A 21570-nucleotide genomic window follows, 5' to 3' on the forward strand; every position below is an offset into this window, starting at 1 on the left:
GTGTTGGCATTGACTTGTGTGTGTTCGCGTCCACTGTACGATATCTGGAACAACAACCCCTGACGTTTGGGTTGGTTGGGATGTCCCTCACACCTGGTGGGTGTGGGATGAAAAATTCAAGATTGTTTCGGTGGTCATGGCGAAAGGGAAACGCCCGGTCTCATTCCGAACCCGGAAGCTAAGCCTTTCAGCGCCGATGGTACTGCACTCGTGAGGGTGTGGGAGAGTAGGACACCGCCGAACAACCCCGTTGGAAGAGGGGGAGCAAACCGCGACCGTCATGGTCGACAGGTTTTGCTCCCCCTCTTCTTTGTGCCCACCCCGGGTAGGGGCGGGCCTTCGTGTTGGGCACCGTGGCGGGCCCGGGGGCCAGGGTCGGTTGGTGTCGTGGGTGGCAGGTGTCGAGAAGCCGGGCATGTGCATGGGTCCTCGACGCAAAACCGGTGGTGTGTCGAGAAGCCGGGCATGTGCATGGATTGTCGACGCACAGTCTGGGCAGGGATGGCTCCCGTGTCGATGAGACAGGGGCGTAGTTGTTCTCGCTTTGCTGCCCCGGAGCGGGGACGGCAGACTTGAGCGGTGACTGAGAACAACAACGAGGATCGCAGGGCCGGGCGCGGTAGCGGAAACGAGTCCGGTCGGGGGCGCGGTGCCTACCGCGGCGGTGGGTCCAGCGAGCGCGGAAGCCGCTCGGGATCAGAGCGACGCCCCTCCTACGGCCGCGATGACCGAGGTGGACGCCCCCAGGGTGGGCGCGGCGGCAACTCCTACGGTGAGCGAGGCGACGCCCAACGTGGCGACCGCTCGCACGGCGACCGGAGTGGGTCGCGAGGTCAGTCGTCCTATGGGCAGCGTCGTGACAGCGACCGTGGGGATCGTTCTTACGGTGAGCGTCGGGACAATCAGCGTGGGGATCGTTCCTACGGTGAGCGTCGCGCCAACGACCGTGGCGAGCGTTCCTATGGAGACCGAGGTGGGTCGCGGGGCCAGTCGTCCTATGGGCAGCGGCGCGATAGCGACCGCGGTGACCGCCCCTATGGGCAGCGTCGCGACAATCAGGGCGGCGACCGCCCCTACGGCCAGCGGCGCGACAATCAGCGCGGTGACCGTCCCTACGGCCAGCGGCGCGACAACGACCGTGGTGACCGCCCCTACGGCCAGCGTCGCGACAACCACCGCGGGGACCGCCCCTACGGGCAGCGGCGCGACAACGACCGCGGTGACCGCCCCTACGGCCAGCGGCGCGACAACGACCGTGGCGAGCGTTCCGTTGGTGACCGAGGTGGGTCGCGGGGCCAGTCGTCCTACGGCCAGCGGCGCGACAACGACCGCGGTGACCGCCCCTACGGCCAGCGGCGCGACAACGACCGTGGCGAGCGTTCCTTTGGTGACCGAGGTGGGTCGCGGGGCCAGTCGTCCTACGGCCAGCGGCGCGACAACGACCGCGGTGACCGCCCCTACGGGGAGCGTCGAGACACCCCGCGTGGGGGCCGGCCGACCGACGAGCGGCGCGATACCCACCGCGGGGACGGTCAGCGCTTCGGCGGACGCGATGACCGCCCCCGCCGGGACGACCGCCCCCGCCGGGACGACCGCCCCCGTCGCGACGACTGGGCCCCGCGCGAGGAGGAGACCGAGCCGTACGTGCCGCGTCCCGGCCTCGCGGCGAAGGAGAACGAGCCCGACACCCCCCAGGACATGGATCTGAGGGAACTGCCGCGTGCGGTGCGTGCTGAGCTGCGCTCGCTGAGCCAGGAGACCGCCGAGATCGTCGGAGCGCACCTCCTCAAGGCGGGCGAACTGGTGACCAGCGATCCGCAGCTGGCCTACGCGCATGCGGAGGCGGCGCGGCGGCGGGCGGCCCGGCTGGCCGTCACGCGCGAGGCCACCGGGGAGACCGCCTATGCGGCCGGCGAGTACGCCGTGGCCCTGCAGGAGTTCCGGGCGCTGCGGCGCATGAACGGCGGTACCGAGTTCATCGCCGTGATGGCGGACTGTGAGCGCGCGCTGGGGCGTCCGGATCGCGCCCTCAAACTGGTGCGCGAGGGCCTGGATGCCCAGCCCGACTTCAACCAGCGCGTCGAGCTGCGGCTGGTGGAGGCCGGCACGCGCCTCGACCAGGGCCAGCAGGCCGAGGCGTTGCGCGTGCTGAAGGCCGAGATCGAGGCGTCCGCCGGGAAGGGTTCGCGTGCCGGGCGGGCTCGCCTGCGCTACGGCTATGCCGACCTGCTGGAGCAGAGCGGCGACGCCACGGGCGCCGAGCGGTGGTTCGCCGCCGCTGCGGCGCTGGACACCGAGGGAGAGACCGACGCCGAGGACCGGGTCGCCCGCCTGCAGGGCATCGTGCTCGACCTCGACGAGGACGCCCTGGCCGGTGACGCGCCGGAGGTGGACGCGGCCGAGGACGAGGACGGCCAGCAGGGCGCGGACGACGTCGGTGACACGGCGGCGGACGAGACGCCGGACGTGGACACCGACCCGGAGCCTGACGAGGACGAGGAGGAGGACGCCGACGCGGAGCCCGATGAGGACGCCGACGCCGAGCCCGGTGAGGACGCCGACGCCGACGCTGAGCCTGACGGCGACGCGCCCGCCCCGGAGACGCCATGAGCTTCATCGACGCCTATGACGTCGTGATGTTCGACCTCGACGGGGTCCTCTACCTGGGCCCCGACGCGGTGGAGGGGGGCGTAGACGGAGTGGACCAGCTGGTGCGACGCGGCGTCCGGCCCACCTACGTCACCAACAACGCCGCCCGCAGCACCGCAGCGGTGGCCGAACACCTCGCACGGCTGGGGTACCCGGCCACCGAGCCTGACGTGATCTCGAGCGCGCAGGCGGCCGCTGCGCTGGTGGGGGAGGAGTACCCGCCCGGCACGACGGCGCTGGTGGTCGGCACGCAGAACCTGGTGGACCTGGTCAGCCAGGCTGGGCTGACGCCCGTGGCGTCCGCCGACGACGAGCCGGTCGTGGTCGTCCAGGGTTATGACCCGGACATGACGTGGGCGCGGCTGGAGGAGGCGGGCTTCGCCATCCAGCGAGGTGCCCACTGGGTGGCGACCAACACTGACGCCACCCGCCCGACGAACCGGGGCATCGTGCCGGGGCTCGGCACGATGGTGGCTGCGGTCGGCGTGACCGTGGACGTCGAGCCGACGGTCGTTGGAAAGCCAGAGCGGCCGCTGATGGCCGAGGCGATCCGCCGGACGGGGGCGAAGAACCCCGTGTTCGTCGGCGACCGGATCGACACCGACATCATGGGCGCCCACACCGTCGGCATCGACTCGTTCTTCGTGTTCACCGGTGCGCACGGCGTCCTCGACCTGTGCCATGCACCCGACCACGGGCGTCCCACCGCCATCGGCTGGAACGTGCTCTCCCTGTTCGAGCCGGCGCGCGTCGCCGAGGTGGACGCCGAGGGCGCCACGTGTGGCGGCGTCCGCGTGGTCGTGGCCGGCTCCGGCGCGACCGTCGAGGGCGATCTCGGCACCCGCGAGGCCCAACTGGACGCCGCCTGGGCACTCGCGCAGCTGTGCTGGAACGGGTCCGTGTCCGACCCCGTGGCCGTCGCGGCACGCCTCGATCTGCTCCCTTAGAGTGGAGCCGACACCCGTCACCCCTCCAGGAGGAACCATGGCCGCCCGCTCCCGCTCCACGATGACCGACGTCGCTCTGATCGCCGTCTTCGCCGGGTTGCTGGCCGCGCTGACGTTGGCTCCCGCGGTGCCGGTGGGCCCCCTCGGCGTCCCGATCACCCTCCAGACGCTCGGCGTGGCCCTGTGCGCCATGGTGTTGGGGCCCTGGCGGGGCGCGGCAGCGGTGGGCCTCTACCTGTTGCTGGGGTTCGCCGGTCTGCCGATCTTCGCGCAGGGCAACGGCGGCCTGGGCGTCCTCGCGCGGCCCTCGGTCGGCTACCTGTTCGCCTTCCCGCTGGCTGCGCTGCTCACCGGTGCGCTGGCGCGCCTGGTTCTGCGCCGCACGTGGGCGTCCGGACGCCGCTGGCTCGGCCTCGTCGGCTCCGGGCTGGCCGGTTCGCTGGTGTTCATCCACCCGCTGGGCATCACCGGGATGCACCTCGTCGGCGGCCTGCCCTGGGAGGCGGCCGTCGCGGCCGGCGTCCCCTACCTGCCGGGTGACCTGGTGAAGACCGTCGTCGCCGCGGGCATCGCCGTGGCCGTGCACCGCGCCTTCCCCGACCTGACAGCCCCCCGGGTGGGAAGCGTCACCACGACCCCGGAGCGCGTCGGCACTCGATGATCCGGCTGGAGCATGTCGCACTGCGGGTCGGAGTGCCCGACGCGTCGGGCCGCGGCTGGAGCACGCGCACGCTCCTGCACGACCTCCACCTGGAACTCCCGGAGCGCCGCGTTGCGTTCGTCGGCAGCAACGGCTCGGGCAAGTCCACCCTGCTGCGGCTCCTCAACGGACTGGCCACCCCGACCGAGGGGCGCGTCTGCGTGGACGGGCTCGACCCGGCCACGGACGGCCCGCGCGTGCGCCGGCACGTCGGGTTCGTGTTCACCGACCCGGCCAGCCAGCTCGTCATGCCAACCCCGGTGGAGGACGTGGAGCTGAGCCTGCGCCGCACCCACCGCGACCGCCGGGCCCGGCGTGAGGCCGCCCTGGCGCTGTTGGCGTCCCGCGGCCTGGCCGACGTGGCCGAGCAGAGCATCTACGACCTCTCCGGGGGCGAGCGGCAGTTGGTGGCGCTCACGGCGGTGCTGGCCGTCGAGCCGGCCGTGCTGGTGTTGGACGAGCCCACCACGCTGCTCGATCTCCGCAACCGCAACCTGCTCCATCGCACCCTGGCCGAGCTGCCGCAACAGACGGTGGTCGCCACGCACGACCTGGGCCTGGCCGGGCAGGCCGAGCGGGTGCTGGTCATGGACGCCGGCCGCATCGTCGCCGACGGCGCCCCCACCGAGACGCTCGCGTTCTACGAACGGGTCATGGCGTGAACGCCGCCCGCGCGCTGCTCGGCGTCCACGTGCCCGGCGACACCCTGTGGCACCGACTCGGGCCCGGGCCCAAGTACCTCGTGTTCCTGGCCCTCACCGTGCCGGCGCTCGTGGTGGGCACGCCGCCGGTCGTCCTCGGATTGCTGGCCCTCACGCTGGCCCTGGTGGCCACCACGTCGGCCCCCCTGCGGCTGGCCTGGGGGTTGCCCTGGCCGCTCGCGGTGGTGCTGGCCCTGCTGGCCGCCTTCCACGCCTTCACCGGGGCGCCGGCCACCGGCGTGCGCGTCGTGGGAGTGGTGCTCATCGCGCTGTACGCCTGCCGCATCCTGCTGCTCACCACGCCGATGCCCGTGCTGGTGGACGCCCTCGTCGCGGTGGTGCGCCCGCTGCGTCACCTCGGCGCCGACCCGGAACGCTTCGGCCTGGCCGTGGCCATCTTCCTGCGCTCGGTGCCGCACGTGGTGGCCTCCTTCGGTGAGGTCCGCGACGCCGCCCGCGCCCGCGGTGTCGAACGCAACCCGCTCGCCCTGGTGACCCCCGTCGCCATCCAGACGGTGGCCTACGCCCGCACCACCGGCGAGGCGCTCACGGCGCGCGGCCTGGGCGACCCGGACGAATCGTCCGCCGCTACCATGACGCCATGACCGAGCCCCCCGACGCCGCCCTGGGTGGGGACGCCGTGCCTGCCAACACGGCACCGCCACCGGCCACCGGCCACGCTGAGATCGACGCCGCGCTGGGCCGCCTCGAGCTGGGGCCGGACGTCCACGAGCACCCCGATCGCATCGCCGCCGCGCTCGACGCCGTCTCCCGGGCGCTGCAGGCCGAACCCCGCCCCACCCAGGCCCGGTGACGCAGCGGCTCGACGTCGCGCTGGTCGCTCGCGGCCTGGCGCGCAGCCGAGCCCAGGCGGCCGACCTCATCGCCCGCGGCCGGGTACGCGTCGAGGGCCGGCCGGCGCGGAAGGCGTCCGAACCTGTCGGCCCCGGCCAGCACGTCGAGGCCGACGCCGACCCCTACGTCTCCCGCGCCGCGCACAAGCTGCTCGGGGCGCTGGACGCCGCGCGCATCGCCGTGGGTGGCCGCGCGCTCGACGCGGGGGCGTCCACCGGTGGCTTCACCCAAGTGCTCCTGGAGCGGGGCTGCGCCCCGGTGTACGCCGTCGACGTGGGGCACGGCCAGCTGGCGGCCCCGGTGGCGTCCGACCCGCGCGTGGTGGCCCGCGAGGGCCTCAACCTGCGGGACCTGACGCTCGCCGACCTCGACGGCGAGCCGGTCGACGTGGTGGTCGCCGACGTGTCGTTCATCTCCTTGACCCTGCTCGTGGCGCCGCTGCTCGCCGTCCTGCGACCCACGGGGGTCGCCGTGCTCATGGTCAAGCCCCAGTTCGAGGTGGGCCGGGCGGCGCTGGACTCCCAGGGTGTGGTCGCCGATCCGGCGGCTGCGGTGGGGGCGGTGCAGCCCGTGGTGGATGCCGCCGCCGCGCTGGGCTGGGCCTGCGTGTGGCAAGGCGCCTCCACGCTGCCGGGGGAGCGGGGGAACCGGGAGTTCTTCGTGGTGCTGCGGGCCGGATCCGGGACTGTCGGCGGCGCCGGTTAGGCTGGCCAGGTGACCCAGCGAGACATCGCCCTGGTCGTCCACCCCGGGCGGCCCCCGGCCGTGGCAGCGGCCGTCGACTTCGTGCGCGGCGTCGCCGGCCACGCCATCACGTGCTGGGTGCGGGGTGAGGGGTTCGAGCCGGTCGCGGCGTCCGTCGAGGGGGCGGACGTCCGACGCTTCGACGACCTGCCGGAGGTGCCGGTGGAACTCGTGGTCGTCTTCGGCGGCGACGGCACGATCCTGCGGGCCGCGGAGTGGGCCGTGCCGCAGGGGTTCCCGCTGCTGGGGGTGAACCTCGGCCACGTCGGCTTCCTGGCCGAGCTGGAGCCCAGCCAGATCCACGACCTCTGCGCGCACGTCATCGCGAAGGACTACACGGTTGAGGAGCGGCTGTGCCTCGACGTCGAGCTGCGTGACCGGCCGGGTGGTGACCTGCTGTGGCGCTCCTTCGCCGTCAACGAGGTGTCGTTGGAGAAGGCCGCGCGCGAACGGATGATCGAGGTGGTCGTCGACATCGACGGCCACCCCCTCTCGCGTTGGGGCACCGACGGCGTCCTCGTCGCCACGCCCACGGGATCGACCGCCTACGCGTTCTCGGCGCAAGGCCCGGTGCTGTGGCCCGACCTGGACGCGCTGCTCGTGGTGCCGCTGCTGGCCCACGCCCTGTTCGCCCGGCCGCTCGTGCTGAGCCCCACCTCGACCGTCGTCGTCAGCATGCTGGAACACCCGGCGACCGGCGGGGTGCTCTGGTGCGACGGACGGCGCAGCACCACTGTGCCGCCGCTCAGCGAGGTCACCGTGCGCCGCAGCGAGCACGCCCTGCGCCTCGTGCGCACCACCCTGCAGCCCTTCGTCCAGCGGCTCGTGGCCAAGTTCGACCTGCCGGTCCACGGCTGGCGGGGGCAGGCCGAGCGGCGAACGCCCGAGGTCTTCGATGCTGACTGAGCTGCGCATCGCCGATCTGGGGGTGATCGACGATGCCGTCGTCGAGTTCGGCCCCGGTTTCACGGTGGTGACCGGTGAGACGGGCGCGGGCAAGACGATGGTGGTCTCCGGGCTGGGGCTGCTGCTCGGCGGGCGGGCCGACACCGGCCTGGTCCGCATCGGCGCCTCCCGGGCGCTGGTGGAGGGCCGCGTCACCACCGACGAGGCGTTCACCGCCTCGGTCGGGGCGGTCGGCGGCGTGGTCGACGGCGACGAGGTGCTGCTCACCCGCGTCGTGACCAGTTCCCGCTCGCGGGCGCGCGTCGGCGGCGTCCAGGTGCCCTTGCCCCTGCTGGCCGACGTGGTCGGCGAGCGCATCACCATCCACGGGCAGAGCGAGCAGCTGCGTCTCGGCTCCACCGAGCGGCAGCGCGACGTGCTGGACGCCTTCGTCGGCCCCGGCCACCTCGCGACGCTGGCGTCCTACCGGACGTGCTGGGCGCGTCGGCGGGCCGCGACGGCCGAGCTCGCCGAGCTGCGGACGCAGGCCCGCGCCCGGGCCCGGGAGCAGGCCCTGCTGGAGTTCGGCCTGGGCGAGATCGCGAAGGCCGAGCCGCGGGCGGGGGAGGACGAGGAGCTGCACGCCGAGGCGCGTCGGCTGCAGGCGACCGACGACCTCCGGCTCGCCGCGCGCGCGGCGCTGGTCGCGCTCGCCGGCGACGACGACGCCGTCGACGACGCGCCCCAGGCGCTCGGCCTGCTCGGTGCGGCGCGACGTGCCCTGGCTGGGGGAGCCGCCGAGGATGCGCAGCTGGCCGCGCTCGGCTCACGCGTGGACGAGGCCGCCTACGCGCTCGGCGACGTGGCGGGGGAGCTCGCGTCCTACCTGGCCTCGCTGGATGCCGACCCCGGGCGTCTGGAGTGGATCGCGGGCCGGCTGGCTGAACTGCAGGGGCTGACCCGACGCTACGGCCCGGGGCTGGACGACGTGCTGGCCTGGGCCGAGCGGGCGGCCACCGATCTTGAACGCCTGGCCGGCTCCGACGACCGCATCGCGGAGCTGGAAGCGGCCGTCGCCGCCTGCGACAGTGAGCTGGCCGCGCTGGCAGCGACGCTCACGCAGGCGCGCCGGGACGCCGCTGCGGAGCTGGGCAGACTCGTGGAGGAGGAACTGGTCGCGCTCGCCATGCCGCGCGCACGCTTGGAGTTCGCGGTGACCTCCCTCGACGCGCCGGGCCCCCAGGGTGCGGACCAGGTGACCATTCTGTTCTCGGCGAACCCCGGCAGCGCTCCGGCGCCGCTGGCGCGGGCGGCGTCCGGGGGTGAGCTGTCGCGCGTCCGGCTCGCGCTCGAGGTCGTCCTGGCTGCCGGCAGCGAGGGCCACACCTTCGTGTTCGACGAGGTCGATGCCGGCGTCGGCGGCGCGGTCGCCCTCGAGATCGGACGCCGCCTCGCCCGGCTGGCCCGCCACGCCCAGGTCGTCGTCGTGACCCACCTCGCCCAGGTCGCCGCGTTCGGGGACCGCCACCACGTGGTGCACAAGGCCGACGACGGCCAGGTGACCACGTCGGGGATCCGCGAGGTCAGCGGTGACGAGCGCGTGACCGAACTGGCGCGCATGATGGCCGGGCTGGAGGGCACACAGGCCGCCCGCGCCCACGCCGCCGAGCTGTTGGCCGAGGCGTCCGGCCAGCGCTGACCCCCTGCGCCGCCGCAGCCGCCGCCCTGGAGGGCGCCGCTTGACAGGGCAGGGCACAATGAATCCCAACGGCGTGATTTCGCGGTCCCGGTGGAGCAGGGGAAGGCATCACCGGACGAGAGGGATCGCCATGACAACGACTCGCGGAGTCCTGCACATCCATTCCGCCCCGTCGGCGTTGTGCCCACACATCGAGTGGGCCGTCGCCGGCGCGCTTGGCGTGCCTGTCGCCCTCGCGTGGGCGCCACAGCCCGCCGAGCGCGCGTCCTACCGGGCGGAGCTCGCCTGGCGTGGCCCGGTGGGCACGGCCACGCGCCTCGCCAGCCTCCTCAAGCGCTGGGGACGTCTTCGTTTCGAGATCACGGAGGAGGCGACGCCGGACTCCGAGGCCGAGCGGTACAGCTTCACCCCGGCACTCGGAGTGTTCCACGCCACGGTCGGCCTGCACGGCGACATCGTGGTGCCCGAGGATCGGATCCGGCACGCCCTGGCGTCCGCCACGGACGAACGCGCGCTGCGCGGCGCCCTGGACGACCTGCTCGGACGCCGTTGGGACGCCGAGCTGGACGTGTTCCGCCACGCCGCCGAAGGCGTCCCCCTGCGCTGGCTGCACGACGTCGGCTGAACGGCGGCGCTGACCCCGGCCGGGCGGGGGGAGCTGACCGGCGCATCGGAGGAGAAGTGCGGCCACCGGGCCCGCCCGCGCCGCAATGGTGGTGGAATGAAGCGTGCAACGACGCACGAGAGGAAGGCGCCATGGGCCGGGTCATCGTTCTGGGCTCCATCAACGTCGATCTGGAAACCAGGATCGACGCCTATCCGCAGCCGGGGGAGAAGGTGGTGGCTCACTCCCTCCACCGGTACGCCGGCGGGAAGGGGGCGAACCAGGCCGTCGCCGCGCGCGCCCAAGGCGTGGAGGTGCTGATGGTGGGGGCCGTCGGCGACGATGACGCCGGCCGCGCGTCCTTGAACCGGTTGCATCCGATGGGGATCAAGCTCTACGTCGAGCGCATCCCCCACGTGCCGACCGGCCACGCCCTCATCTTCTCCGACGGACGCACGAACGCCATCGCCGTGCTGCCCGGCGCGAACGCCAAGATCGGCCCGCGCCCGCTCGACCAGGTGAAGGGGCTGAGCCCGGGCGATGTGCTCCTGACCCAGCTCGAGACCCCGGCCGAGCGTGTCGCCCAGGCTGCGCGCCACGCGCACGAGCGGGGCGCCCGCGTCATCGTCAACGCGGCGCCCTACGTCGAGTTGCCCGACGACGTCTGCGCCATGGCCGATCCCCTGATCCTGCGGGCTGACGACGAGGACGCGTTCGCCGCACGGAGGGTCGAGCCGATCTCCCTGCTCGTCCTGCGCGGAGCGGCGGGGCTCGACTGGGACGGCCGCCGGTTCAGCGGGGAGGTGGTGCCGGCCGAGGACGTCGTGGACACCGTCGGCGCCTCGGACGCCCTCATCGGCACACTCGCCGCCCAGCTGGCGAAGGGAGCCGACCGACCCACCGCCGCACGCCTGGCCCTGCAGAAGGCGGCCGACAACGTCCGCCACGCCGGGGCGCAACGCTCGCCACGCCTCTGAGACGCCGCAGCCCCGCCGGCACCGGCCGGCGGGGCTGCCGCGCGTGGTGGCTCAGGTGTTCGCGTTCGTCACCGCGACCGCGACGTTGTGGCCGCCGAAGCCGAAGCTGTTGTTGATCGCGGCCAGGTCGCCCGCGGCGGGCAGCGGCGTCTTGACGTTCGCCGCCACGTTGATCGGGAGGTCCTCCTCCGGATCGGTGAGGTTGATGGTCGGCGGCACCATGCGATCCCGCAGCGCCATCACGCTGGCGATCAGCTCCACCGCCCCGGCGCCGCCCAGCAGGTGGCCGATCATCGACTTCGTGCTGGTCACGATCACGTCGTCGGTCGCATCCCCCAGGGCGCGGCGGATCGAGCCGGCCTCGGTGAGGTCGCCCTGCGGCGTCGAGGTGCCGTGGGCGTTGATGTGCTTGATGTCGGACGGCTCCAGCCCGCTCTCGCGGAGGGCCTTCGCCATGGCGCTGGCCTGCCCGCGGCCGGTCGGCTCGGGCTGCACCATGTCGTGGTTGTCGGCGCTGATGCCCGCACCGGCGACCGTGCCGTAGATCGTCGCACCGCGCGCCTTCGCGTGCTCCAGGGACTCGAGCACGAGAACGCCCGCCCCCTCGCCCATGACGAAGCCGTCGCGCCCCTTGTCCCACGGCCGGGACGCCCCCTCCGGGTCGTCGTTGCGGCGGCTGAGGGCGTGCATCTGGTTGAACGCGGCCAGCGGCAGCGCGTGAATGGTGGCCTCGGTGCCGCCGGCGACCACGACGTCCGCCCGGCCGAGCCGGATCTGGTCGACGGCCAGCGACACGGCCTCGTTGCTGGACGCGCAGGCCGACACGTGCGCCTGGATCGCGGCCTGGGCCCCCACGAGCAGCCCGACGTTGGCCGCCGGCGCGTTGGCCATGAGCATGGGGATGGTGAAGGGGCTCACGCGGCGCGGCCCCTTGTCACGGTAGTTGTCCCAGTTGTCGAGGATCGAGTGGAGCCCGCCGATGCCTGAGGACAGGGCGACCGCGAGGCGGTCGGGGTCGACGTCGTTGTCCTCACCGAGCCCGTAACCAGCCTGCTTCCAGGCCTCCTCGGCGGCGATGAGCGCGATCTGGGCCGACCGGTCGAGCCGGCGGGCCTTGACCCGGTCGATGACCTCAGACGGGTCGACCTTCAGCGTGGCGGCGATGCGGACGCCGAGGGGCTCGGCCCACTCCTGCGTCAGGGCGACGACGCCCGACGTGCCGGCCAGCATGGCCTCCCACGTGCTGGGCAGGTCGCCGCCGATCGGGGTGGTGGCGCCCATTCCGGTGATGACGACTTCGGTCATGACGTTCCTTCGGCGTGTGGGTGGGACGGGGATGGTGCGGGTGGGTGGGACGGAGGGTGGAGCGGTGGGGGGGGGACGCCCGGAATGGTCACGGACGCCCCGCCCGTCCCGGGGTGGGTTCAGCTGTGCTGCTCGATGTAGGCGACGGCGTCGCCGACGGTCTTGAGGTTCTTGCTCTCCTCGTCGGGAATCGTGACGCCGAACTTCTCCTCGCAGCCGACGATGATCTCGACCATCGCGAGGCTGTCGACGTCGAGGTCGTCGACGAAGCTCTTGTCGAGCTGCACGTCCTCGACCGGGACGCCGGCGACGTCGTTCACGAGCTCGGCGAGCTGGCTGCGGATCTCTTCGGTGGTGGCCATGGTGGCTCTCCTTCTTTCTGGTGGTGGTGGTTGGGTGGACGTGGTCGCCGGCCGGAGCCGGGGAATCAGGGCAGACGGACGACTTGGCCGGCGTACACGAGGCCGGCGCCGAAGCCGATGAGAAGGGCCAGATCTCCGCTCTTCGCCTCGCCGGAGGCGAGCATGTCGCACAGCGCGACCGGGATCGACGCGGCGGAGTTGTTGCCGTAGTGGGTGATGGTGCGGGCGACCGTGACGCTCTCGGGCAGGTGGAGGTGGCGCAGCATCGCGTCGGTGATGCGGTTGTTGGCCTGGTGCGGCACGAACAGGTCCAGCTCGTCGGGGCGGACGCCGGCGGCGCTCAGGCAGCGCTCGGCGGCCGTGGCGATGAAGCCGGTCGCCCAACGGAACACCGCGCGCCCGTCCATCACGATCGACGACGTCTCACCCAGGGCCAGCGCTTCCGGCCAGGGGTTGCTCATCGTGATGGCGTCGGCCTGCCCGCCGTCGGAGCCCCAGACGACCGGGCCCATGGCCGGCTCGTCGGAGGGCCCTACCACCGCGGCCCCGGCGCCGTCGGAGAAGAGGAACGCGGTGGAGCGGTCCTTGAGGTCGGTGAGGTTGCTCAGCGTCTCGGCGCCGATCACCAGCACGTGCGTCGCGGCCCCGGAGCGCACGAGCGACTCGGCCTGGGCGAGGCCGTAGCAGAACCCGGCGCAGGCGGCCGCGATGTCGAACGCGGCCGCTCCGTCGGTGCCGATCTTCGCGGCGATGACCGCGGCCAGCGACGGCGTCTGCAGCATGTGGCTGACCGTGGAGACGATCACTCCGTCGAGATCGGCACCGGTCAGACCCGCGTGGTCGAGCGCGGCACGGCCGGCGGCCAGGCTGAGCGACTCGACGGTCTCGCCCTCGGCGACCCAGCGGCGCTCGACGATGCCGGTGCGCTGCTGGATCCACTCGTCCGAGCTGTCGATGTAGGTGCACATCTCGGCGTTGTCGACGACCCGCGAGGGGAGGGCGGAACCCAGGCCCAGGATGCGGGCGTGGGGTGCGCCGGTGGACGGCTGCAGCGTCATGTCAGGCCTCCTGGCCGCGGTGGGTGGCGACGAACGCGCGGGCGTCGTCCAACTGGTCGGGAGTGTTGAGGTTGAACAGCGCGATGTCCTTGAGGTTGCGCTTGGCAATGCCCGTGAGCGTGCCGGCCGGTGCCAGCTCCAGCAGGCCCGTCACGCCGAGCTCGGCCATCGTGGCCATGCACAGGTCCCACCGGACGGGGCTCGTCACCTGGTTCACCAGGCGTTCGAGGTAGTCGGCGCCGGAGCGGACGACCGTGCCGTCGGCGTTGCTCAGCAGCGTGGCGGTGGGGTCGGCGGTGGCGAACCCGGACGCCACGCCCGCCAGCCGGTCCCGGCCCGGGGTCATGTGCACGGTGTGGAAGGCCCCGGCGACAGACAGCGGGATGACGCGGGCGCCGGCGGGCGGGTTGGCCCGGAGCGCCTCGATCTCCTCGACCGTGCCGGCAGCGACGATCTGGCCGGAGCCGTTGTTGTTCGCGGCGGTCGCGCCGACGGCCTCGATGGCGGCGAGGACGGCGTCGGCGTCCCCGCGCACGACGGCGGCCATGGTGGTCGGGCGGGCGGCGGACGCCTCGGCCATGCCGAGCGCGCGCTCGCGCACCAGCACCATGGCATCGGCGGGGGAGAGGACGCCGGCGATCGCCGCTGCGCCGATCTCACCGACGCTGTGGCCGGCAATGACATCGTCGGCCCCGACCTCGTCGAGCAGCGCCTCGGCCGTGATGAGGGCCGACGCGACGAGCAGCGGCTGGGCCACCGCGGTGTCGCGGATGGTCTCGGCGTCACTGGCGGTGCCGTGGGTGGCGAGGTCGACCTGCGCCGCCTCGGCCAACTCGCCCAGCCGCTCGGCGAGGGTGGGCGTCTCGAGCCACGGGGCGAGGAAACCGGGGGTCTGGGCGCCCTGGCCGGGCGCTACGATCGCGAGCACCCCTCCATCATTTCGGCCGGTCCGCACAAACCGTCGCGGTTGGCAGGCCAATGTTGCCCGCAGCTCTTTGTGTGGTTCCTACAACACGCCGGATCCGGGGGGCGGAGCCGGGGGCGCCGCGGCGTCTCCGTGTGCATCCTGGGGGAACTGGGTGGCGAACTTGCCCCCGCTGACGTCGACCAGCGTCCCGGTGAGGTAGGAGGCCTCGTCGCTGGCCAGGAAGCACAGCAGACCGGTGATGTCCTCGGGGGTGCCCCACCGGCGCACGGTCAGGGTGTCGAGCAGCCGATCCTGCGCGGCGGCGGGGAGGTGGTGGAAGCCGTTCATCGCGGTGGGCACCATGCCCGGGGCGTAGGCGTTGGCCGTGATGTTCCACGGCCCCAGCTCGCCGGCGAGCGTGCGCGTGAACTGCACGACGGCGGCCTTCGTGGCGGCGTAGGCGGCGCTGCCGGCGGACGGGATGACGGCGGCGAAGGAGGCGGCGTTGAGGATGCGACCTCGCCGTTGCACCTTCATCACCGGCACCACGGCCCGGCACACGTGGAAGGTGCCGGTCAGGTTCACATCGACCAGCAGGTTCCAGTCGGCGTCGCTGAAGCTCTCCACCGGCCCGAGCCGATTGACCCCGGCGTTGTTGACGGCGATGTCGACGGTGCCGCAGCGCGCCACGACGTCGGCGACGGCGGCGTCCACCGCCCGTGGGTCACGGATGTCGCAGGCGACGGTCACGTGACCGGTGCCGAACGCGGCGAGCTCATCGGCCAGCTCGTCGAGGCCCGCGGCGTCCACGTCGACGGCCGCGACCGTGCACCCCTCCGCGGCGAAGGCGAGGGCGATCGCGCGGCCGATCCCGCGCCCCGCTCCGGTCACCAGGGCGACGCGCCCAGACAGGTTTATCTGCATGGCTGCTCCTTGCTCAGAGGGTCAACTGAGCCACAGGGGTCAACTGGGCCACAGCTGCAGGCCGCCGTCGACCCGCAGCACCTGCCCGGTGACGTAGGACGCCTCGGGGGAGACCAGGAAGCGCACCGCCGCGGCGATCTCCTCGGGGCGTCCGTAGCGGCCGAGCCCCGGGTCGTCGGTGCGGGCGGGGTCCAGGGGCCGGCTCGCCCGGAACCGGGTGGTGAGGATGTCGCCGGGGGCGACCGCGTTCACGGTGACGCCGTGGGGGCGCGCCTGGGCGGCGAGGCAGCGGGTGTACTCGTGCACCGCGGCCTTGGCCGAGGCGTAGATCGCGCTCGACGTGAGTCCGGTCAGGCCCGCGATCGAGCCGATCGTCACCACCGCACCGCGTCGGCGCTCCAGCATGCCGGGGACGACCTCGCGGCAGACGTTCACGCACGTGGAGAAGTTGCGCTCCCAGATGGCCCGCACCTCGTCGTCGGCCAGCCCCAGCGCGTCGTTGCCCTCGGTGATCTTGCCGGCGTGGGGGCCGCGGACGCCGCTGGTGCCGATGTCCCCGCCGGCGGCGTGGACGAGGATGTCGAGGTCGCCCACCTGGGTTGCGGCCTCAGCTGCCAGGGCGCGGACGTTCCGGACGTCGACAAGGTCGCCGGCAACCCATCCCACCCGCGCACCGGTCTCCTCGGCCAGGCGCTCGGCCACCTCGGGCAGGGAGGCTCCGTCACCGAGGGCGGCGGACGAGTCGGGGTCGGACCCGTGGATCACGACGGCCGCGCCGGCCAGGGCCAGGTCCTCGGCGATCGCCCATCCGATCCCGCGGCTTGACCCGGTGACCCAGGCCGCCCTGCCGGCGAGCGGGCCGGCGCCGGCCCGGCTCGTTGCCTGCACGCCCATGCTGAGCCCTCCCTGCGAGGTTCGTGGTGCGTCCACCCTAGTGGGAACCGAGCGGGCCCGCGGCGGTCACCCCAGGAGTCGATAGAGGGTGCCCGCCAACCGCAGCACGTAGGCGTCCCGCGGGTCGGAGGGGGAGTAGCCCGTCAGCTCCTCGATACGGCCCAGGCGGTAGCGGACGGTGTTGGCGTGGATGAACAGGCGCCGTGCGGTCGCTTCGATGGACGTGCCGCAGGACCAGAAGGCCTCCAGGGTGGTGACCAGGTCGCCCCCGTAGGCCGCCAGCGGGGCGAAGATGCCCTGCGCGAGCTCGCGCCGGGCGTGTCCGTCCCCCGCGAGCGCACGCTCCGGCAACAGCGAGCGGGCCAGCACGGGCCGCGGCGCCTCGGGCCACGCGGGGGCAGCCCGTCGCCCCGACAACGCTGCCCGGGCGCTCACGACAGCCTCGCTCAGGTCGTCGACCAACGGCCCCACCACGACCGGGCCCGCGCCGAAGAAGTCCACCAGGCGGGCGACGTGGGCGGAGGCGTCCAGGTCGTCGTCGAAGGTACCGCCCAGCAGCACCACCAGGCGCGGCCCCTGGATGGCCGCCAGCACCTCCAGGCCCAGGCGGGTCGCGGCCGTCCGCAACCGGGCCACCGTGGCGTCGTGCGGCGGCGGGTCGCCGATCACGACGCACAGGGCGGCGGCATCCCCCCAGCCCAGGGTGGACGCTCGGGAGCTCACCGCGTCGTCGGCGTCGCCGCGCACCACGGCGTCCATCACGAGTGCTTCGAGGCGGGCATCCCAGGCGCCGCGGGCCTCGGCCGCGCGGGCGTAGACCTCGGCGGCATCGAACGCGGTCTCGCGGCTGTAGTGCAGCACCGCGGTGGTGAGCACCGGACGGTCGGGCGCGTCCAGTTCGGTGACGATCTGGTGCTCGACCGTCTCGACGGTGGCGCGGATGAGGTCGACGGTCTGCTGCAGGGCCAGGCTCCGGGTCAGCTCCCGGGGGGCGCCGGCGAAGATGTTCTGCTGCGCCACCCCCGTCGCGCCCTCGCGGAACCAGGTGATGAACCCGTCCACGCCCGCGCGCACGACCAGCGTGACCGACGCGCGATTGGCGGCGTCCAGCTCGGAGAACCAGGGGTAGCGCCGGGTGATCTCGGCCAGCGCGGCGGTGGTCATGGCCGACGCCGCGGCGGTGAGCCGGTCGGCGAGATCGGCGCGGGTGGCGTCGTCCGGCAGCCACTCCGGCGTCGCGTCCTGCATGACCACCCCTTTGACCGCGCGGTGCGGACTTCTGGCGAGCAACTGTAGTGCTCGCATCACGCCGCGGCGGGGACGGACGGCCTACGGTGGGGACGTGCGACGTGACCCGGTGGCCGACCTCCGCGAGATCGCCCGGCTGCTGGACCGCCGGGGCGGCCAGACGCGGCGCGCCCAGGCGTTCCGCCGGGCGTCCGACACCCTCGCCGGGTTGCCCGCCGAGGAGCGCGCGCGGGTGGACGCCTCCCGCACCTGGGCGAACCTGCCGGGCATCGGGGCGACCACGGCCCGCGTGATCGGGGAGTCCGCCGCCGGCCGCGTCCCGGCCTACCTGGCCGAGCTCGAGGCGTCCGACGGGCCGCTGGTGGCCGGGCCCAACCCGTTGTGGGAGCACCTGCGGGGCGACCTGCACACGCACACCGAGTGGTCTGACGGGTCGAGCCCCCTGGAGGAGATGGCGCTGGAGGCGGCCCGTCTCGGCCGGGAGTACCTCGCGATCACCGACCACAGCCCGCGCCTGCGGGTGGCCAACGGCCTGGACGCCGAGCGGCGTCTGGCGCAACTGGAGCACATCGCCGCGCTCAACGAGGCCCTCGACACGGTGCGGGTGCTGAGCGGGGCGGAGGTCGACATCCTCGACGACGGTTCCCTCGACGGCGCGGGAGAGGTGCTGGACAGCCTGGACGTCGTGGTCGCCAGCGTGCACAGCAAGCTCGCGATGGACGCCGACGCCATGACCGTGCGGATGGTCGCCGCCATCGCCACGCCGCGCACGAATGTGCTGGGCCATTGCACCGGACGCCTCGTGGCCGGCGACCGCGGCGTCCGCGCCCCAAGCCGCTTCGATGCCGAGGTGGTGTTCGAGGCGTGCCGCCAGTTCGGCGTGGCGGTGGAGATCAACAGCAGGCCCGAGCGGCAGGACCCGCCCGACGAGCTTCTGGCCCTCGCGGCGGACGCCGGCTGCCTGTTCAGCATCGACACCGACGCCCACGCCCCCGGCCAGCTCGGCTTCCTGGAGTACGGCGCGGCCCGCGCCCACGCCGCGGGGATCGCGCCCGAGCGGATCGTCACCACGTGGCCGGCCGATGAGGTCGTGGCGTGGGCGTCCGCGCGCCGGAGCTGAACCTGCGCCGGGTGGCGCGGGCGGCTAGGATCGACGAAGCCCCGGTGCTCGTCCGGACCTCAGTTTCGCCAGCATCGGATCTCGGAGAAAGGACTCTCGTGGCATCTCGCGACAGCGCGGGCCCCATCCTCAACGGCCTGCCGACCAACCTGCCCGACATCGACGCGGAGGAGACCTCCGAGTGGCTGGAGTCGCTCGACCTGCTCACCGATGAACAGGGGCGCAACCGCGCCCGCTACATCATGTTGAAGCTGCTCGAGCGTGCCCGGGAGCGGCACCTCGGCGTCCCGTCGCTGACGGCGACCGACCACGTCAACACCATCCCCGCCGAGGCCGAGCCGTGGTACCCGGGCGACCAGGATCTGGAGCGCAAGTTCCGCCGCCTGCTGCGCTGGAACGCCGCGGTCATGGTGCACCGCGCCCAGCGCCCCGGCGTCGGGGTGGGCGGCCACATCTCCACGTTCGCGTCCTCGGCGACGCTGTACGAGGTGGGCTTCAACCACTTCTTCCGCGGCAAGGACCACCCGGGTGGCGGCGACCAGGTGTTCTTCCAGGGCCACGCCAGCCCCGGCATGTACGCCCGCGCCTTCCTCGAGGGGCGCCTGACCGAGGAGCGCATGGACGGCTTCCGCCAGGAGAAGAGCCACCTGGTCGACGGCCGCATCGAGGCCCTGCCCAGCTACCCCCACCCCCGCCAGATGCCCGACTTCTGGGAGTTCCCCACGGTGTCGATGGGCCTGGGGCCGATCAACGCGATCTGGCAGGCGCACTTCAACAAGTACCTCCACAACCGCGGCATGAAGGACACGAGCCAGCAGCACGTGTGGGCCTTCCTCGGCGACGGTGAGATGGACGAGGTCGAGAGCCGCGGCGCCCTGCAGCTCGCGTCCTACGAGGAACTCGACAACCTCACCTTCGTCGTGAACTGCAACCTGCAGCGGCTCGACGGCCCGGTGCGCGGCAACGGCAAGATCATGAGCGAGCTGGAGTCGTTCTTCCGCGGCGCGGGCTGGAACGTCATCAAGGTCGTGTGGGGCCGCGGCTGGGATCCGCTGCTCGCCGCCGACAAGGACGGCGCGCTCGTCAACCTGATGAACACCACCTCGGACGGCGACTACCAGACGTTCAAGGCCAACGACGGCGCCTATGTTCGCGACAACTTCTTCGGACGCGACCCCCGCACCGCCAAGATGATCGAGAACTGGAGCGAGGACCAGGTCTGGCAGCTCACCCGCGGCGGCCATGATTTCCGCAAGGTCTACGCCGCCTACGACGCCGCCATGAAGTTCACCGGTGCGCCGACGGTCATCCTGGCCCACACCATCAAGGGCTACTTCCTCGGCCAGCACTTCGCCGGCCGCAACGCGACGCACCAGATGAAGAAGCTGGCGCTGGACGACCTCAAGCAGTTCCGCGACCGGCTCGACATGCCGGTGACGGACGCCCAGCTCGAGGACGACCCGTACCGTCCGCCCTACATCAAGCCGGACGAGAACGACGACCGCATCCGCTACGCCAAGGAGCGACGCCGCGCCCTCGGCGGGCCGGTGCCGGAGCGCCGCACGGCCGGCGAGTCGCTGAAGCTGCCGGAGGACAAGGCGTACGCGGCGGTCAAGAAGGGCTCCGGCAAGCAGGAGATCGCCACGACGATGGCGCTCGTCCGGCTGTTCAAGGACCTGCTGCGCGACAAGGAGTTCGGCGCCCACGTGGTGCCGATCATCCCCGACGAGGCCCGCACGTTCGGCATGGACTCGCTGTTCCCGACGATCAAGATCTACTCCCCGCACGGCCAGAACTACACGCCGGTCGACCACGACCTGATGCTGAGCTACCGCGAGGCGAAGAACGGCCAGATCATCCACACCGGCATCAACGAAGCCGGCTCGGTGGCGTCCTTCACGGCGGTGGGCAGCAGCTACGCCACCCACGGCATCCCCATGGTGCCCGTCTACATCTTCTACTCGATGTTCGGGTTCCAGCGCACCGGGGACGCGATGTGGGCGGCGGCCGACCAGCTCTGCCGCGGTTTCTACATCGGGGCCACCGCCGGCCGCACGACGCTGACCGGTGAGGGCACGCAGCACATGGACGGGCACTCGCCCGTTCTCGCGGCGACCAACCCGGCAGTCATCTGGTACGACCCGGCCTTCAGCTACGAGATCGCCCACATCGTCAAGAGCGGGCTGGAGCGGATGTACGGGGAGGACCCGGAGGACATCACGTTCTACCTGACGGTCTACAACGAGCCGACCGTGCAGCCGGCCGAGCCCGAGGGGGTGGACGTCGAGGGCATCCTGCGGGGCCTCCACAAGATCCGCACCGGGGAGGGTGACGGGCCCCGCGTCCAGCTGCTCGCCTCGGGCACCGGGGTGCACTGGGCCCTCGAGGCCGCGGACCTGCTGGCGCAGGACTGGGGCGTCGTGGCCGACGTGTGGAGCGTCACGTCCTGGACCGAGCTGCGCCGCGAGGCCATGGACGTCGACCAGCGCCGCTTCCTGAACCCGGGCGACGAGGTCGAGGACAGCTGGCTCGTGCAGCAGCTGGGCGACACCCAGGGCCCCATCGTCGCGACCAGCGACTACATGAAGCAGACCCAGGACCAGATCGCCCAGTGGCTGGGGGAGCGGTACGCCGCCCTCGGCGCGGACGGCTTCGGCTTCTCCGACACGCGGGCCGCGGCGCGGCGCTTCTTCCACATCGACGGGCCGTCGATGGTGGTCAAGGCGCTGCAGAAGCTCGCCGAGAAGGGTGAGGTGGACGCCGGCACCGTCGGTCAGGCGATCGACAAGTACCGCCTGCTCGACGTCACGGCCGGCTCGTCCGGGAACGCCGGCGGGGAGTCCTGAACCACGCCACTCCGGGGGCCGTCCGCACCGCGCGGGCGGCCTTCGCCGTGTTCTGCCCGCCCACGGCTCGCGGGCGGGCCGCTCCTCTGGCAGGCTTGGACCAGCAACCGCACGGACAGGGGGAAGATTCTTGGTAGGGCAGTCA

General features: G+C 72.8%; 21 protein-coding genes and 1 rRNA gene. 14 read left to right on the plus strand and 8 right to left on the minus strand.

Features of this window, described 5'->3' with window-relative positions; translation table 11 throughout:
• The first annotated feature begins 126 nt into the window (after positions 1-126).
• A 5S ribosomal RNA gene (gene rrf / locus PCC79_RS06280) occupies positions 127-243 on the plus strand.
• A gap of 453 nt (positions 244-696) precedes the next feature.
• Here the strand turns inward: rrf and PCC79_RS06285 are convergent.
• Positions 697-1521 (minus strand): hypothetical protein, encoded by an 825-nt coding sequence (locus tag PCC79_RS06285; RefSeq protein WP_342373315.1) that lies wholly within the window; start codon positions 1519-1521, stop codon positions 697-699.
• A gap of 123 nt (positions 1522-1644) precedes the next feature.
• Here PCC79_RS06285 and PCC79_RS06290 point away from each other — a divergent pair, with 123 nt between their 5' ends.
• The 11 genes from PCC79_RS06290 to PCC79_RS06340 all read left to right on the plus strand — a co-directional run bounded on the left by PCC79_RS06290 (position 1645) and on the right by PCC79_RS06340 (position 10761).
• Positions 1645-2610, plus strand: coding sequence for a hypothetical protein (locus tag PCC79_RS06290; protein WP_342373316.1), 966 nt, complete (start codon positions 1645-1647; stop codon positions 2608-2610).
• Positions 2607-3596: an HAD-IIA family hydrolase gene (locus tag PCC79_RS06295; RefSeq protein WP_342373317.1), complete on the plus strand. Its 990-nt coding sequence runs from the start codon at positions 2607-2609 to the stop codon at positions 3594-3596. The genes PCC79_RS06290 and PCC79_RS06295 overlap by 4 nt, the downstream gene beginning before the upstream one ends.
• A 37-nt stretch (positions 3597-3633) precedes the next feature.
• Entirely contained in the window at positions 3634-4257 is a 624-nt protein-coding gene (locus PCC79_RS06300; protein ID WP_232548277.1) for a biotin transporter BioY, read from the plus strand.
• Positions 4254-4958 carry an ABC transporter ATP-binding protein gene (locus PCC79_RS06305; RefSeq protein ID WP_342373318.1) on the plus strand — a complete coding sequence of 235 codons (705 nt, stop codon included), beginning with the start codon at positions 4254-4256 and terminating at the stop codon, positions 4956-4958. The genes PCC79_RS06300 and PCC79_RS06305 overlap by 4 nt, the downstream gene beginning before the upstream one ends.
• Entirely contained in the window at positions 4955-5602 is a 648-nt protein-coding gene (locus PCC79_RS06310) for an energy-coupling factor transporter transmembrane protein EcfT (protein WP_342373319.1), read from the plus strand. The genes PCC79_RS06305 and PCC79_RS06310 overlap by 4 nt, the downstream gene beginning before the upstream one ends.
• Complete coding sequence (locus tag PCC79_RS06315) at positions 5599-5811, plus strand: hypothetical protein (RefSeq protein ID WP_232548274.1); 213 nt, start codon at positions 5599-5601, stop codon at positions 5809-5811. The genes PCC79_RS06310 and PCC79_RS06315 overlap by 4 nt, the downstream gene beginning before the upstream one ends.
• The gene (locus tag PCC79_RS06320; protein WP_342373320.1) at positions 5808-6557 is read left to right on the plus strand and encodes a TlyA family RNA methyltransferase; all 750 of its coding nucleotides are present in this window, start codon (positions 5808-5810) and stop codon (positions 6555-6557) included. The genes PCC79_RS06315 and PCC79_RS06320 overlap by 4 nt, the downstream gene beginning before the upstream one ends.
• 9 nt (positions 6558-6566) lie before the next feature.
• Complete coding sequence (locus PCC79_RS06325; protein ID WP_342373321.1) at positions 6567-7502, plus strand: NAD kinase; 936 nt, start codon at positions 6567-6569, stop codon at positions 7500-7502.
• Entirely contained in the window at positions 7492-9180 is a 1689-nt protein-coding gene (gene recN / locus PCC79_RS06330; RefSeq protein ID WP_342373322.1) for a DNA repair protein RecN, read from the plus strand. Before PCC79_RS06325 ends, recN begins: the two co-directional genes overlap by 11 nt.
• Positions 9181-9310: 130 nt before the next feature.
• Complete coding sequence (locus PCC79_RS06335) at positions 9311-9805, plus strand: DUF3145 domain-containing protein (RefSeq protein WP_342373323.1); 495 nt, start codon at positions 9311-9313, stop codon at positions 9803-9805.
• Positions 9806-9936: 131 nt separating this feature from the next.
• Complete coding sequence (locus PCC79_RS06340; protein ID WP_342373324.1) at positions 9937-10761, plus strand: PfkB family carbohydrate kinase; 825 nt, start codon at positions 9937-9939, stop codon at positions 10759-10761.
• Between the two features lie 51 nt (positions 10762-10812).
• Here PCC79_RS06340 and fabF read toward each other — a convergent pair whose 3' ends face one another.
• The 7 genes from fabF to PCC79_RS06375 form a co-directional block, all read right to left on the minus strand.
• A complete protein-coding gene (fabF, locus tag PCC79_RS06345; RefSeq protein WP_232548269.1) occupies positions 10813-12066 on the minus strand; it encodes a beta-ketoacyl-ACP synthase II in 1254 nt (417 codons plus the stop codon).
• A 119-nt stretch (positions 12067-12185) separates the two neighbouring features.
• Positions 12186-12428 carry an acyl carrier protein gene (locus PCC79_RS06350; protein ID WP_342373325.1) on the minus strand — a complete coding sequence of 81 codons (243 nt, stop codon included), beginning with the start codon at positions 12426-12428 and terminating at the stop codon, positions 12186-12188.
• 65 nt (positions 12429-12493) lie between these two features.
• The gene (locus tag PCC79_RS06355; protein WP_342373326.1) at positions 12494-13486 is read right to left on the minus strand and encodes a beta-ketoacyl-ACP synthase III; all 993 of its coding nucleotides are present in this window, start codon (positions 13484-13486) and stop codon (positions 12494-12496) included.
• A gap of 1 nt (position 13487) precedes the next feature.
• On the minus strand, positions 13488-14414 hold the full coding sequence (locus PCC79_RS06360) for an ACP S-malonyltransferase (protein ID WP_342373327.1): 927 nt from the start codon (positions 14412-14414) through the stop codon (positions 13488-13490).
• A gap of 78 nt (positions 14415-14492) precedes the next feature.
• Positions 14493-15317 carry an SDR family NAD(P)-dependent oxidoreductase gene (locus PCC79_RS06365; RefSeq protein ID WP_232548266.1) on the minus strand — a complete coding sequence of 275 codons (825 nt, stop codon included), beginning with the start codon at positions 15315-15317 and terminating at the stop codon, positions 14493-14495.
• Positions 15318-15356: 39 nt separating this feature from the next.
• Complete coding sequence (locus PCC79_RS06370; RefSeq protein WP_342373328.1) at positions 15357-16211, minus strand: SDR family NAD(P)-dependent oxidoreductase; 855 nt, start codon at positions 16209-16211, stop codon at positions 15357-15359.
• 66 nt (positions 16212-16277) lie between these two features.
• Positions 16278-17459, minus strand: coding sequence for a PucR family transcriptional regulator (locus PCC79_RS06375; protein ID WP_232548264.1), 1182 nt, complete (start codon positions 17457-17459; stop codon positions 16278-16280).
• Between the two features lie 94 nt (positions 17460-17553).
• Between PCC79_RS06375 and PCC79_RS06380 the strand changes: the two genes are divergently transcribed.
• On the plus strand, positions 17554-18579 hold the full coding sequence (locus PCC79_RS06380) for a PHP domain-containing protein (RefSeq protein ID WP_232548263.1): 1026 nt from the start codon (positions 17554-17556) through the stop codon (positions 18577-18579).
• 98 nt (positions 18580-18677) lie between these two features.
• The gene (gene aceE / locus PCC79_RS06385) at positions 18678-21425 is read left to right on the plus strand and encodes a pyruvate dehydrogenase (acetyl-transferring), homodimeric type (RefSeq protein WP_342373329.1); all 2748 of its coding nucleotides are present in this window, start codon (positions 18678-18680) and stop codon (positions 21423-21425) included.
• Positions 21426-21570: the final 145 nt, after the last annotated feature.

Source organism: Propioniciclava soli (assembly GCF_038502305.1).
Taxonomy (GTDB): domain Bacteria; phylum Actinomycetota; class Actinomycetes; order Propionibacteriales; family Propionibacteriaceae; genus Propioniciclava; species Propioniciclava soli.

What these genes read in the sequence shown, in the direction of transcription:
- PCC79_RS06295 (WP_342373317.1), top strand. Translation starts at nt 2,607, where the DNA reads ATGAGCTTCATCGACGCCTATGACGTCGTGATGTTCGACCTCGACGGG.
- PCC79_RS06300 (WP_232548277.1), top strand. Translation starts at nt 3,634, where the DNA reads ATGGCCGCCCGCTCCCGCTCCACGATGACCGACGTCGCTCTGATCGCC.
- PCC79_RS06305 (WP_342373318.1), top strand. Translation starts at nt 4,254, where the DNA reads ATGATCCGGCTGGAGCATGTCGCACTGCGGGTCGGAGTGCCCGACGCG.
- PCC79_RS06315 (WP_232548274.1), top strand. Translation starts at nt 5,599, where the DNA reads ATGACCGAGCCCCCCGACGCCGCCCTGGGTGGGGACGCCGTGCCTGCC.
- recN (WP_342373322.1), top strand. Translation starts at nt 7,492, where the DNA reads ATGCTGACTGAGCTGCGCATCGCCGATCTGGGGGTGATCGACGATGCC.
- PCC79_RS06335 (WP_342373323.1), top strand. Translation starts at nt 9,311, where the DNA reads ATGACAACGACTCGCGGAGTCCTGCACATCCATTCCGCCCCGTCGGCG.
- PCC79_RS06340 (WP_342373324.1), top strand. Translation starts at nt 9,937, where the DNA reads ATGGGCCGGGTCATCGTTCTGGGCTCCATCAACGTCGATCTGGAAACC.
- fabF (WP_232548269.1), bottom strand. Translation starts at nt 12,066, where the DNA reads ATGACCGAAGTCGTCATCACCGGAATGGGCGCCACCACCCCGATCGGC.
- PCC79_RS06350 (WP_342373325.1), bottom strand. Translation starts at nt 12,428, where the DNA reads ATGGCCACCACCGAAGAGATCCGCAGCCAGCTCGCCGAGCTCGTGAAC.
- PCC79_RS06355 (WP_342373326.1), bottom strand. Translation starts at nt 13,486, where the DNA reads ATGACGCTGCAGCCGTCCACCGGCGCACCCCACGCCCGCATCCTGGGC.
- PCC79_RS06365 (WP_232548266.1), bottom strand. Translation starts at nt 15,317, where the DNA reads ATGCAGATAAACCTGTCTGGGCGCGTCGCCCTGGTGACCGGAGCGGGG.
- PCC79_RS06370 (WP_342373328.1), bottom strand. Translation starts at nt 16,211, where the DNA reads ATGGGCGTGCAGGCAACGAGCCGGGCCGGCGCCGGCCCGCTCGCCGGC.
- PCC79_RS06375 (WP_232548264.1), bottom strand. Translation starts at nt 17,459, where the DNA reads ATGCAGGACGCGACGCCGGAGTGGCTGCCGGACGACGCCACCCGCGCC.